Here is a 12,924-nt window from a genome sequence, read left to right on the forward strand (position 1 = left end):
GTGATTTCCCGCATCTTCATCGACCGGCCGATCTTCGCCTGGGTCGTCGCTATCATCATCATGCTCGGCGGGATCGGGGCGATCTACACGCTTCCGGTCGAGCAGTTCCCCGACATCGCGCCGCCGCAGGTCAACATCCGCGCGACCTACCCCGGCGCCTCGGCGACGACGCTCGAAAACTCGGTCGCGCAGGTGATCGAGCAGCAGCTGACCGGCATCGACGGCCTGCTCTATTTCGCGACCAGCTCGTCGTCGCGCGGGCAGGTGACGATCACCGCCACCTTCGACAAGGGGACCAACCCCGACATCGCGCAGGTCCAGGTCCAGAACAAGGTGCAGCAGGCGCTGTCGCGGCTGCCGCAGCAGGTCCAGCAACAGGGCCTTACGGTCACCAAGTCGAACCCCGACTTCCTGCTGATCGCCGCGATCTACGACACCACCGACCGGACGACCAACCAGGACGTGTCGGACTATCTCGTCTCGAACCTGCAGGACACGATCGGCCGCATCAAGGGCGTGGGCGACATCAACGTGTTCGGTGCGCAATATGCGATGCGCATCTGGCTTGATCCCAACAAGCTCGCGAGCTTCAGCCTGATCCCGAGCGACGTCACCACCGCGATCACCGCGCAGAACGCCGAAGTCGCGGCGGGCGAAATCGGCGGCGTTCCCAACGGGCCTGGCCAGGTGCTCGATGCAACCGTGACCGCGCAGTCGCGCCTATCCACGCCAGAGCAGTTCCGCGCGATCGTGCTCAAGACCCAGCCCGACGGCTCCGCGGTGCATCTGTCGGATGTCGCGCGCGTCGAGCTCGGAGCCGAAAGCTATGCCGTCACCAGCCGCGTCAACGGCCATCCCGGCGCCGGCATCGCGGTCAGCCTCGCGCCGGGCGCCGACGCGCTGAGCACCGCCGAACTGGTCAAGGCCGAGATCGAGCGATCGGCCAAGGCGTTCCCGACCGGCTATGCCTACAGCTTCCCGCAGGATTCGACCTCGTTCATCAAGCTCTCGGTCGAGGAGGTCGAGAAGACGCTGTTCGAGGCGATCGTGCTCGTCGTCATCGTCATGTTCGTCTTCCTGCAGAACTGGCGCGCGACGCTCATTCCGACGATCGCGGTGCCGGTCGTGCTGCTCGGCACCTTCGGCATCTTTTCGCTCGCCGGCTTCTCGATCAACACGCTGACGCTGTTCGGGCTGGTCCTCGCGATCGGCCTGCTCGTCGACGATGCGATCGTCGTGGTCGAGAATGTCGAGCGCCTGATGGAAGAAAATCCCGATCTGTCGCCGCGCGATGCGACGATCGAATCGATGAACGAGATCACCGTCGCGCTGATCGCGATCGCGCTCGTGCTCTCGGCAGTGTTCCTTCCGATGGCGTTCTTCGGCGGATCGACCGGCGTGATCTATCGCCAATTCTCGATCACCATCGTTTCGGCGATGGTTTTGTCGGTCGTCGTGGCGCTGGTGCTAACCCCCGCCCTCACCGCGACCTTGCTCAAGCGCAAGCAGGACCAGAAGCAGGACGGCTGGATCGCGCGCAAGACGCAGCCCGCCAAGGACTGGTTCAACACCGGCTTCGACAAGACGATCGATCGCTATGGCAACGCCGTCGCCAAGGTGATCGACCGCAAATGGCTGTTCGTGCTGATCTATGCCGGCGTGATCGCGATCCTGGCAATTCTGTTCCTGCGCTTGCCGACCGGCTTCCTGCCCAACGAGGATCAGGGGATCGCGCAGATTCAGTACAACCTCGCGCCGGGCGCGACGCTCAACTCGACGCGCAAGGCGCAGCTCGAGATCGAGAAATATTTCGCCGGCCCCGAGGGCAAGAACGTCGACGGCTATCTGACCGTTGCGGGCGGCGGCGGCGGTTCGGGCGGACAGAATGCCGGCCGTGGCTTTATCGCCTTCAAGGATTGGGCCGACCGCAAGGGCACCGAAAACGGCGCCGACGCGATCACCACGCGCGCCACCAAGGCGCTCGCCGGGCTGCGCGACGTCGAGTTCTATGCGACCGTGCCTTCCCCGGTGCGCGGGCTCGGCCAATCGACCGGCTTCACTATGGAATTGCTCAATTCGGGTGGCCTCAGCCGCGAGGACTTCAAGGCGGCGCGCGACAAGTTGCTCGCCGCCGCGCGCGCCGACAAGACGCTCGCCGCGGTACGCCCGACCGATCTCGACGACCAGCCGACGCTTCAGGTCAATCTCGACGCGCAGAAGCTGAGCACGCTCGGCCTCACCCAGGCGAACGTCAATTCGACGCTGTCGACCGCCTGGGGCGGCACCTATGTCAACGACTTCAACGATCGTGGCCGCGTTAAACGCGTCTATGTCCAGGGCGATGCGCCGTATCGCGCCTCGCCCGACGACCTCGCGCAATGGTATGTCCGCGGATCGACCGGCGCGATGACGCCGTTCTCGGCCTTCTCGACGACCGGCTGGAGCACCGCGGCGCCGTCGCTCGCGCGTTTCCAGGGGATCTCGTCGTTCGAATTCTCGGGCCAGGCCGCCCCGGGCCAGAGCTCGGGCACGGCGATGGAAAAGATGACCGAACTCGCCGCGAAATATCCAGGGACGAGCGTCGCGTGGAGCGGCCTGTCGTATCAGGAGCGCCTGTCGTCTGGTCAGGCGCCGTTCCTCTACAGCATCTCGCTGCTCGTCGTCTTCCTGTGCCTTGCCGCGCTCTATGAGAGCTGGTCGATCCCGATCGCCGTGTTGCTGATCATTCCGCTCGGTCTGGTCGGCGCGGTGTTCGCGGTTACGCTGCGCGGGTTGCAGAACGACGTCTATCTCCAGATCGGCCTGCTGACGACGATGGGGCTGGCCGCCAAGAACGCGATCCTGATGATCGAATTCGCCGAGCAGGCCGAGAAATCCGGCAAGCGCGTGATCGACGCTGCGCTCGAGGCGGCGCGAATTCGACTGCGCCCGATCCTGATGACGAGCTTCGCCTTCATCTTCGGCGTGCTGCCGCTGGCGATCTCGACCGGCGCCGGCGCCAACAGCCGCGTCGCGATCGGCACCGCAGTGATCGGCGGAATGCTGACCGCGACGATTCTCGCGATCTTCTACATCCCGCTGTTCTTCGTAATGATCCGCCGCGGCGCGCGCGGCATCTCGCAGAAGCTGCACCACGCGGAGAAGCCGGCGGACGACATGCCGCCTGCGCATCCGACCGGCCAGGGCGAGGCGACCGCATGATCCGCAAGACCGTCTCGCTCGTCTCGCTCGTCGCGCTGTCGGCGTGTTCGCTCGCGCCGAAATATGTCCGGCCCGACTTGCCCGTTCCGCCGAGCTGGCCGGTCGGCGACGCCTATCTGGCGCAGAACGAGGCGACGCTGCCGAGCATCAGCTATCGCGACATCTTCCGCGATCCGCGGCTGCAGCGTGTGATCGAGCAAGCGCTCGTCAACAATCGCGACCTGCGCGCCGCCGCCGCCAACATCGCGATCGCGCGCGCGCAATATCGCATCCAGCGGGCCGAACTGTTGCCCGAGATCGGCGGCACGGCAGGCTATTCGCGTCGGGACAACGGGACGCGCGGCGTCACCAATACGGGCTCCGGGCTCGGCACCGGTACGGGCGTTACGGGCACCGGTACGGGCGGCACCGGTACCAGTACTGGGACGTTCACGAGCAATGGTGGGGCGACCAACACCTTTTCCGCAAGTCTCGGGATCACCGCGTTCGAGGTCGATCTGTTCGGCCGCGTTCGCTCGCTGACGACGGCCGCGCAAAATCGCTATTTCGGAACCGAGGCGACGGCGCGCGCGACCCGCCTCACGCTGGTCGGGGATATTGCGACGGCGTGGCTGACCTATGCTTCCGACACCAGCCTGCTCAAGATCGCTCGCGATACAGCGGCGCTCGCGGCGCGCAGCGTATCGCTCACCAAGTCGCGCGTCGATGGCGGCATCGCGCCACGCACCGATCTCGATCAGGCGCGGATCATCGAGCAGACCGCTTTGTCGGACCTCGCGACGCAGACCACGGCGGTCGCACAGGACGTCAACGCGCTCCAGCTGCTGGTCGGTGCGCCGGTCGATCCATCGCTGCTGCCTGCGTCGATCGAGCAGGCCGCGCCGACCATCGCCGAACTGCCCGCCGGGCTCAGTTCGAGCATTCTCCTGCGCCGCCCCGACGTCGTCCAGGCCGAGTATGAGTTGCGCGCGAGTAATGCCGAGATCGGCGCGGCGCGTGCAGCGCTGTTCCCGACGATCTCGCTGACCGCGCTCGCCGGGCTGGCGAGCAGTTCGCTCGGCAATCTCTTCACCGGCGGCGCATTCAACTATTCGGTCTCGCCGAGCGCGAGCTATTCGATCTTCCGCGCCGGTGCGGGTCGCGCCGGCGTCGCGCAATCGCGCGCGCAGCGCGATTATGCGCTCGCAACGTATGAAAAGGCGATCCAGACCGCCTTCAGCGAAGTCGCCGATGCGCTCGCGCGGCGCGGCACGATCACCGCGCAGCTCGACGCACAGCGCGCGCTGACCGCGGCGTCGACCGACAATTACCGGCTGTCCGATGCGCGCTATCGCGGCGGGATCGATACCTTCCTGCAAAGCCTTACCGCGCAGCAGTCGCTTTATTCGTCGCAGCGCAGCCTGATTTCGGCGCAGCTGACCGAGGCGACCAACCTCGTGACGCTCTATCGCTCGCTCGGCGGGGACTCGACGCTCGATGTCACGGCGGCCGGGCCAAAACCCACGCAGCCGTAACGATTGCCGGCCGAGGCCGAAGGAACGCGTGACAAGCCGCGGCGCGCGTGGCAGCGTTGCGCGGTTCCAGGCTGATCCAGCCGTGGTTGGAAGCGCCGGGGAGTGATCGACGATGGGCCATCACATCCGGCGGTTCGAGCCCAAGGACGAGCAAGCGATGCTCGCCTTTGCCGAGACGCTCCCCGAGCACGACCTGCTCTTCCTCGGGCGCGACCTGCGCCATCCGCGCGTCATCGCTGCCTGGGTCGCGGCGATTGCCGAAGGCTATATCGACAGCCTCGTTGCCGAGGATGGCGGCGCGTTCGTCGGCACCGCTGCCTTGGTGCGCGATCCGCTCGGCTGGAGCGCGCATGTCGGCGAGATCCGGTTGCTCGTCGCGCCGGCCAAGCGCGGTGCCGGGCTCGGTCGCGACTTGCTCGAAGGGCTCTATTCGGTCGCGCTCGACCGCCGTCTCGAAAAGCTCACCGCGCAGATGACCCCCGATCAGATCGGGTCGGTGATGCTCTTCGAAAGCCTCGGCTTCCGCGCCGAGGCGCTGCTCAAGGACCATGTCCGCGATCGCGCGGGCAACACGCACGATGTCGCGGTGCTGAGCCACGACATCGTGCGGAGCGCCGATACCACGCGCTAGATCGCGCCGCGGATCGCCGCGCTTATTTCTCGCCGCGGACCGCGCCGACCGCGTCGCGGCCGAACTGCAGGATGACTTCGCCCATCTCGCGCGCCTGGCTCACGCTGCGCTGGCTTTGCTCGCGGAGAAAATCGCCCTGGATCTTCATCACCTCCGAGAGGTCCTTCGCCCCCGCCGCGGCGCGCATCGCGGCAAAGGCCTCGCGAGCGTTGGCTTCGGCCTGATCGAGCATCTTGATGCCGATCGCCGAACTGCTCTCGGCCATCTTGCCGCCCGCGTCGCGCAGCGCTTCACCCGCCTTTCTGGCCGGGTCAGCGACGTTTTCGGTAAAGGCGTCCCGGATCTTGTCGGTCATGAAGCTGCGTCCTTTCGATAATATGGGCGACTGGGCCGAGCGGCACCGCGCAGCGCGCAAGCCGGCGAGGCGGCGCATCCGCGCCGGGCCGGCATAAGCGGTGCTGACGCGATACGGCATCCGACTCTCCTTTGCCGCGGTCTTCGCCGCCGACAGGTTGTGAGTTTAGGCTCGCGCCGCGCCGAGCGCAAATCCTGCCGGCGTGCCTTAACGCGACCTCAACCCGTCGTACCGCATGATGCGCGGATGGTCCGCCCCGCCCCGCCTGTGGCCCCGCCGAGCGCGGCCACGTTTGCCCTCCTTCCACTCTGCGTCCTGGCCAACGGCGCGCTGTTCTGGCCGGCCGCCTGCCTCGTCGCGATCGCCGCAGCGGTCGCGCAGCGACCCGGTGCGATGCTCGTCTGGTATGGATTGGCGGTCGGGTTCGACGCGAATGCGCTCGTGCTCGCACCCTTCGTCGTCGCGCTCTGTGTCCGCCTGCGGGCGCCGTGGCCGACGCTGCCGCTCGCGCCCGCATGCGCGCTCGCGATGCTGCTGGCGCGCTCGCAGGGCGTGCCGCTTGCCATCGTCTTGCCGCAGGATGTTGCGCTGACGCGCGGCGCGCCGACGCTGTGGGCGATCGCGCAGGCACTCCCCGGGATCGGCGCGCTTCCCCTGGCCGGGCTGGCGATGGCGAGCGCACTCGGCGCTGCCATGGCCTATACCGCCTGGGCAACGGGACTGAGCCTACGGCGCGCAGATCTGCTCGACGCCGCGTTGCTTGGCGCGATGCTCCCCGTCCTGCTGCCGGCAATCGGTCCGCAAGCCTTGCTTCTGGCGGACGCATTGGCGCTGATCGTCGCCGTGCTCGATCCACGCGCCGGTCGCTGGCGGGTCGCCGGGCTCGTCGTTGGCGGCACCACGATGGCGTGGCTCGGCCGCGCCGACGCCACGGCGCTCGCTGCCGTGGCGATGCTTGCGGCAACACTGCTCCATGCCCGCATGGTTCTCAAACCCGCCGCCAACGACAATCCGCGTATCGTGCCGCTGCAGCGCGCCAAGCCCCTGCCCTCCTGGCCCGAGACATGCTAGCGCAGCGCCGAGTCGGGCAGTTCGGGGCGGCAGGCGATGGCGATCTTTACCGGTAGAGCGAGCAACGGCAGCGATGGTTCGGCCGGGCATCCCGTGCCCCCATCGTCCGCAGCGGCCAAGCGCGGTCTGTTCTCGGTGATCAGCGCCGACGTGGTGATCACGGGCAATATCGCGGCGAGCGCCGATCTGCATGTCGATGGGCGGATCGAGGGCGACGTCTCGTGCGCGACGCTGATCCAGGGGCAGGACAGTCGGATCGCCGGGGCGGTCGTCGCCGAAACCGCGCGGCTCGGCGGCGGGATCGACGGATCGGTCGCGGTGCGGCATCTGACGATCGAGCGGTCGGCGCGGATCGTTGGCGACGTCCAGTATGAATCGATCTCGATCGAAGTCGGCGCGTCGATCGACGGACGGCTCAAGCACCAGCCGGCCGAAAGCGAAAGCCGCAGCTTCGACCGCGCGTCCCCGGTCGCGGCGCTTCGCCAGATCGAACCGATGCGCGCGATCGAGAACGGCGTCGAGCCAAGCACCGCCGCCGTCGCCGAAGGATAGCGGGCGGCGGGTGCAGCCCGACCTTAGGCTTTAGCGCAGCATTGCGAAGTAGGTCGTCGCCGGTGCCGGCAGAACGCACCGCGCGACCGCACCCGGGACGATCACCAACGCGAGCGCGATGCCGGTGCCAGCCAGCGCGCGGCGCGACCAGCGCGCATCTGCCGTCAGAACGACCGCCGCCAGCGCGGTCGCCACCATCGGCCATAGATGATAGCGCAGGTCGGAAGCGATGCTGAGCACGCTGAAACTCGCCTCGAGCGCGATCGCCGAGGCAAGCAGCGCGATCGCGAAATCGCGCATCGGCGCGGGATCGCGGCGAAGCGCGACGACGAACGCGCAAATCGCGAGCACGAGCCAGACGATCGGCCAGCCGAGCGGCGTCTCCGCATTGATCCGCGCCAACGCCTGCCAGCGTGCGGCCGCGGGCCCGGGGCTGCGCAAGCCGACCGTATTGGCTTCGGTCACTCCCGGCGGTACCGCGCTCGGCCAGTTCGCTGGCACGATCCAGCGTTCGGTCGAATTGAGATGGGCGAGGCGGTGCGTCGCGTACGCCAACGGATGCCGTACGATCGCTTCGCCGAGCAGGCGATACAGCGGAGCGGCGGTCAGCCCGTGCAACCGCTCGAGGGTCGGGCCACAGCGATCGGGCGTGCCGAGCGGATCCCAGAAGAACGGCTTGACGCAACGCAGCGCGACCACCGCGCGCGCCTCGCCTGCGGTCAGGCCGACCGCATGCTGCGGGTCCTGCGCCGCGATCGCCGAAAGGTCGTAAAACGCCTCGGTCCGTTCGACTCCGCTCGTCCCGGCGCCCAGCACGCGGTGATTGATCGCCTGCGCGAGCACGAGCACGGCAACGACCGCGCCGAGCGTGGTCACCGCACGCGCCCACCATGGCTTGGGGCCGACCAGCAGCACGACGAGCGGGACAGTCGCGAAAACGGCGTTCGAGCGCACCAACGTCGCATAGCTCAACAGTGTCGCGACGACCAACAGCGCGGCGAGGGGCGGCCGGGCGCCGCGCAACCGCCACCAGGCAAGGATCCCCGCAGCGGCAAGCATTGCGCCGAGCATCTGCGTATCCTTAAGCACGACGCCCTGCCAACCGACGTATAGCGGCAACACCGCGAGCAGCAGCACCACGACCGCAGCGCGGCGGCGCCCGTCGCGCGCGAGCGTCGCGGCGATGAGCCCGAAGCCCATCCAATACAGCGCCATCTGCAACAGCAGCATCGGCTCCGCGCCCCCGCCGAACACGCCGTGCAGCCCGTGCCACAACCGCGCCATGATCGGCGGATGCCAATCCTCATATTCATCGGCGAGCGCTTGCCCGAACTGCGCGATGCCGTCGTAGGTGATGATCCCCGGCCAGAACAGCGCAAGCGACCCGAGCAACAGCAGCAGCGTCGCACCACCGATCCGCGCCGCCGCGACGCGATCGGTGCGGGGCGGCACTGCCCGTGGCTCGGTTGCGCGCGTCATGTGCGGGGCATGACGCGGCGCACCATCGCTGTAAAGCGCCGATGCCAAGCGACTTTCAGGACTCGCGGCGGCGCCGCCTAAATGTGCAGCGCTCGGCCATAGGCACCGAGCACGCTCTCGTGCATCATTTCGCTCAGCGTCGGATGCGCGAATACCGTCTCCATCAACTCGGCTTCGGTCGTCTCGAGCTGACGCGCGACGACATAGCCCTGGATCAGCTCGGTAACCTCGGCGCCGACCATGTGCGCGCCGAGCAGCTCGCCGGTCTTGGCGTCGAACACCGTCTTGACGAAGCCCTCGGCCTCGCCGAGCGCGATCGCCTTGCCGTTGCCGATGAACGGGAATTTGCCGACCTTGAGCTCGTGGCCGGCTTCCTTGGCCTTGGCCTCGGTCAGCCCGACGCTCGCAACCTGCGGTCGCGAATAGGTGCAGCCGGGGATGTTCCACTTCTCGAACGGATGCGGGTTGAGCCCCGCGATCGCCTCGACACAGACGACGCCTTCATGGCTTGCCTTGTGCGCGAGCCAGGGTGCACCGGTGACGTCGCCGATCGCATAGATCCCCTCGACATTGGTGCGCGCATAGCCGTCGACCTTGATATGGCCGCGCTCGGTCTCGATCCCGAGCGCCTCGAGACCGATATTCTCTGTATTGGGCACGATGCCGATCGCGACGATGACATGGCTATAGTCTTCCGACGTAACCGTGCCGTCCTTGCCCTTGATCTTGGCGGTAACGCCCCTCGCCGAGGTTTCGATGCCCTCCAGGCCGGTGCCGACGAGCAGCTTGATGCCCTGCTTGGTCAGCGCCTTGTCCATGAAGGCGCTGACCTCCTCGTCCTCGACGGGAAGGATGCGCGGCAGCATCTCGACGATCGTGACGTCGGCGCCCATGTCGTTGTAGAAGCTCGCGAACTCGACGCCGATCGCGCCCGAGCCGATCACCAGCAGCTTGGTCGGCATCTCGGGCGGAACCATCGCGTGGCGATAGGTCCAGATCCGCTCGCCATCGGCCTTGGCGAACGGCAGGTCGCGGGCGCGCGCGCCGGTGCCGATGATGATGTGCTTGGCCTCGAGCTCGGTCGTCTTGTCGCCCTGCTTGGCGCTCAGCTTGCCCTTGCCGGTCAGCGCGCCGAAGCCCTCGTACACCGTGACCTTGTTCTTCTTCATCAGCCCCTTGACGCCGGCGTTGAGCTGTCCCGCCACCTTGCGGCTGCGCTCGACGACCTTGTTAAGGTCGAACGAAACGTTGTCGGCCTTGAGCCCGTAGCTCTCGGCATTCTGCATGTAGTGATAGATTTCCGAGGTGCGCAGCAGCGCCTTGGTCGGGATGCAGCCCCAGTTGAGGCAGATGCCGCCCAAGCGCTCGCGCTCGACGATCGCGGTCTTGAGCCCGAGCTGCGCCGCGCGGATCGCGGCGACATAGCCGCCGGGGCCCGAACCGAGGATGATGAGGTCGAATTGGTCAGCCAAGGGAGGATTCCTCTATCACTAAAGGGCGCGGCCGGTCGTCCTCGCCCATCGAAACCAGAATATAGGTGCCGCGCGCGGCGCATTCAGTGCCCTCGCCGTGGCGGTCGCGCCGCCACACTTCGACCGCGACGGTCATCGAGCTGCGCCCGGTCTTGACGATCGCGGCATGGAACGAGACTTCGTCGCCGATCTCGACCGGCGCCGTGAAGCTGAAGCCATCCGCCGCGACGACCGGCGCGCGCCCGCCGCAATGCCGTGATGCGACCGAACCCGCGGCCAAGGCCATCTGCCCCATCAGCCAGCCGACGAAGATCTTGCCGTACGGATTGGCGTCGCACGCCATCGCGGTCGCACGGATCGCGGGAGATGTCGTCGGGGGCTGATCGGTCATGCCGAAGCAATCAGTCGCGCAGCGCCGGATCGCGCTGCGCCCGCCACGCCAGGCGCAGCGGGGGAAGGCCCATCAGCACGATCACCGCCATCATACCGAGTGCCACTTCCCAGATCGGGCTCGCGGCATGCGGCAGCGCCCACACTGCGCCATAGGCGATCACCGCCGCGCCGAGCAGGCCGGCCGCGATATGCAGCAGCTCGATCAGGGTGCGGCGGCCGATCATCAGGCGAGCATCGAGAGCGGCGCTTCGACCAGCGTCTTGAACGCCTGCATCAGCGCGGCGCCGTCGGCCCCATCGATCGCGCGATGGTCGAAGCTGCCCGTCGCCGACATCACCGTCGCCACGCCGAGCGCGTCGTCGATGATGTACGGCCGCTTCTCCCCCGCGCCGATCGCCATGATCATGCCCTGCGGCGGATTGATCACCGCCTCGAACTGCTTGATGCCATACATGCCCATGTTGCTGAGCGAGGCGGTGCCGCCCTGATATTCCTCGGGCTTGAGCTTGTTGTCGCGCGCGCGCGTCGCGAGGTCCTTCATCTCGGTCGAGATCGTCGCGACGCCCTTGGTGTCGGCGCCCGCGATGATCGGCGTGATCAGCCCCGACGGGGTCGACACCGCAACCGAGATGTCGGCGCGGCTGAAGCTGATCAACTGGTCGGGGGTGAACATCACGTTGCATTTGGGCACCTGGATCAGGCTGGCGGCGAGCGCCTTGATCAGCAGATCGTTGACCGAAAGCTTGACGCCGCGGCCCTCGAGCCCCTTGTTCATGTCGGCGCGCAGCTTGAGCAGCGCATCGAGGCGGATGTCGACCGTGAGATAAATATGCGGAACGGTTTGCTTAGATTCGGTCAGGCGACGCGCGATCGTCTTGCGCACGTTGCTGAGCTTTTCCGCGCTGTGCGGGATGTCGGGGATGATCGCGGGCTTGGGCGCCGCGGCGGGCGCTGCTGCCAAGGCCGGAGCTGCGGTTTCCGCCGCCGGGGCGCTGGCGGTTGCAGCGGATGCGTGACCCGACTTGGCACCTTCGAGATCGGCGCGAACGATCCGCCCGTTCGGGCCAGAGCCCTGCAGCGTGGCGAGATCGATGCTCTTCTCGGCAGCAATCCGGCGGGCGAGCGGGCTCGCCTTGACGCGATCGCCGCCGTCCTGTCGCGGCGCCGGAGTCGACTTCGGCGCGGCGCTGCCCGCGGGATTGCCGTGATCCTCGGCCTGTTCGGCGGTCCGCTCGACGGGCTTGGCTTCGCTGCCGGTCTGGTTCGGATCGACCGGCGACGGCTTGGGCTCGGACTCCTTCGCGGCGGGCTCGGGCGTCGTCGCGCCGGCGCTTTCGCCTTCGGCGAGCAGCGTCGCGATCACGGTGCCGACCTTCACGTTGTCGGTCCCCTCGGCGACGAGGATCTTGCCGATCGTGCCTTCGTCGACCGCTTCGAATTCCATCGTCGCCTTGTCGGTCTCGATCTCGGCCATCAGGTCACCCGACTTGACGGTGTCCCCTTCCTTGACCAGCCATTTCGCCAGCGTGCCTTCCTCCATCGTGGGAGAAAGAGCGGGCATCTTGATTTCGACCGGCATCAACGCGTCCTCATCTGTCCGAATCCGTAGGGGTCGTCTCTCGCGCCCGGCGCGGCGATGGTCAAGGCCATGGCTTGCACCTTGCGCCGCTTGGCCCCACCTATCGTTCACAATATCGCTGTTGGGGGAGAGCGAACGCCATGCGGACCTATCTGGTCGTGATCGACGAAACGCAGGAAAGCAGCATCGCGCTGCGCTTCGCCGCGCGGCGCGCTGTGAAGACCGGAGGCGGCGTCGAAATCCTTGCCTTGATCCCGCCGACCGAATTCACCGCCTTTGCCGGGATCCAGGCGACGATCGAAGAGGAAGCGCGGCAGCATGCCGAAGGGCTCGTTGCCGCCGCCGCTGGCACGCTGCTGCAGGAATCGGGGCTCAAGCCGACACTGACCGTGCGCCAGGGGGAAGGCCCCAAGGTGATCCGCGACGTGATCGCCGGGAATCCCGACATCGCCGCGCTGGTGCTCGCCGCAGCACCGAGTGGCGTTCCGGGCCCATTGGTCGCGCATTTCGCCGGCGCCGATGCGGCGTTGCCGATCCCGCTGATGATCATCCCCGGCTCGCTCGACCGCGAGGCGATCGATAGGCTGAGCTGAACGCTGCTCCCCTGGGCCTTCTCCTCCCCTCCCTGAAAGGGAGGGGTCGGGGGTGGGTCGGCCCGTTGTGACGGCTGACCTGCG

12 protein-coding genes are annotated in these 12,924 nt (G+C 67.3%); 6 read left to right on the forward strand and 6 right to left on the reverse strand.

Annotation, left to right across the window (positions count from 1 at the left end; translation table 11 throughout):
- The 3 genes from RH90_RS14595 to RH90_RS14605 all read left to right on the forward strand — a co-directional run bounded on the left by RH90_RS14595 (position 1) and on the right by RH90_RS14605 (position 5,346).
- Positions 1 to 3,201 carry an efflux RND transporter permease subunit gene (locus RH90_RS14595; RefSeq protein ID WP_010186518.1) on the forward strand — a complete coding sequence of 1,067 codons (3,201 nt, stop codon included), beginning with the start codon at positions 1 to 3 and terminating at the stop codon, positions 3,199 to 3,201.
- The gene (locus RH90_RS14600; protein WP_010186520.1) at positions 3,198 to 4,715 is read left to right on the forward strand and encodes an efflux transporter outer membrane subunit; all 1,518 of its coding nucleotides are present in this window, start codon (positions 3,198 to 3,200) and stop codon (positions 4,713 to 4,715) included. The genes RH90_RS14595 and RH90_RS14600 overlap by 4 nt, the downstream gene beginning before the upstream one ends.
- 112 nt (positions 4,716 to 4,827) lie before the next feature.
- The gene (locus RH90_RS14605; RefSeq protein WP_010186522.1) at positions 4,828 to 5,346 is read left to right on the forward strand and encodes a GNAT family N-acetyltransferase; all 519 of its coding nucleotides are present in this window, start codon (positions 4,828 to 4,830) and stop codon (positions 5,344 to 5,346) included.
- 22 nt (positions 5,347 to 5,368) lie between these two features.
- Here RH90_RS14605 and RH90_RS14610 read toward each other — a convergent pair whose 3' ends face one another.
- Complete coding sequence (locus RH90_RS14610; RefSeq protein ID WP_232280363.1) at positions 5,369 to 5,779, reverse strand: phasin family protein; 411 nt, start codon at positions 5,777 to 5,779, stop codon at positions 5,369 to 5,371.
- 168 nt (positions 5,780 to 5,947) lie between these two features.
- On the opposite strand from RH90_RS14610, the gene RH90_RS14615 reads away from it, so the two are divergent.
- Positions 5,948 to 6,772: a hypothetical protein gene (locus tag RH90_RS14615; RefSeq protein WP_029625340.1), complete on the forward strand. Its 825-nt coding sequence runs from the start codon at positions 5,948 to 5,950 to the stop codon at positions 6,770 to 6,772.
- A gap of 36 nt (positions 6,773 to 6,808) precedes the next feature.
- On the forward strand, positions 6,809 to 7,324 hold the full coding sequence (locus tag RH90_RS22125; RefSeq protein WP_010186528.1) for a bactofilin family protein: 516 nt from the start codon (positions 6,809 to 6,811) through the stop codon (positions 7,322 to 7,324).
- Between the two features lie 30 nt (positions 7,325 to 7,354).
- On the opposite strand, the gene RH90_RS14625 is transcribed toward RH90_RS22125, so the two are convergent.
- From RH90_RS14625 to RH90_RS14645, 5 genes are all read right to left on the reverse strand, one after another.
- Positions 7,355 to 8,803, reverse strand: a complete 1,449-nt coding sequence (locus RH90_RS14625; protein ID WP_051124682.1) for a hypothetical protein — start codon at positions 8,801 to 8,803, stop codon at positions 7,355 to 7,357.
- Positions 8,804 to 8,880: 77 nt separating this feature from the next.
- Complete coding sequence (lpdA, locus tag RH90_RS14630) at positions 8,881 to 10,275, reverse strand: dihydrolipoyl dehydrogenase (RefSeq protein ID WP_010186532.1); 1,395 nt, start codon at positions 10,273 to 10,275, stop codon at positions 8,881 to 8,883.
- Complete coding sequence (locus RH90_RS14635; protein WP_010186534.1) at positions 10,268 to 10,666, reverse strand: acyl-CoA thioesterase; 399 nt, start codon at positions 10,664 to 10,666, stop codon at positions 10,268 to 10,270. Before RH90_RS14635 ends, lpdA begins: the two co-directional genes overlap by 8 nt.
- A gap of 10 nt (positions 10,667 to 10,676) precedes the next feature.
- Complete coding sequence (locus tag RH90_RS14640; RefSeq protein WP_010186536.1) at positions 10,677 to 10,892, reverse strand: hypothetical protein; 216 nt, start codon at positions 10,890 to 10,892, stop codon at positions 10,677 to 10,679.
- Positions 10,892 to 12,247 (reverse strand): pyruvate dehydrogenase complex dihydrolipoamide acetyltransferase, encoded by a 1,356-nt coding sequence (locus RH90_RS14645; protein WP_010186538.1) that lies wholly within the window; start codon positions 12,245 to 12,247, stop codon positions 10,892 to 10,894. The genes RH90_RS14640 and RH90_RS14645 overlap by 1 nt, the downstream gene beginning before the upstream one ends.
- A gap of 140 nt (positions 12,248 to 12,387) precedes the next feature.
- Between RH90_RS14645 and RH90_RS14650 the strand changes: the two genes are divergently transcribed.
- Positions 12,388 to 12,840 (forward strand): universal stress protein, encoded by a 453-nt coding sequence (locus RH90_RS14650; RefSeq protein WP_010186540.1) that lies wholly within the window; start codon positions 12,388 to 12,390, stop codon positions 12,838 to 12,840.
- Positions 12,841 to 12,924 lie beyond the last annotated feature (84 nt).

The sequence above is a fragment of the Sphingomonas sp. PAMC 26605 genome, from assembly GCF_000241485.1.
Lineage (GTDB): Bacteria > Pseudomonadota > Alphaproteobacteria > Sphingomonadales > Sphingomonadaceae > Sphingomonas.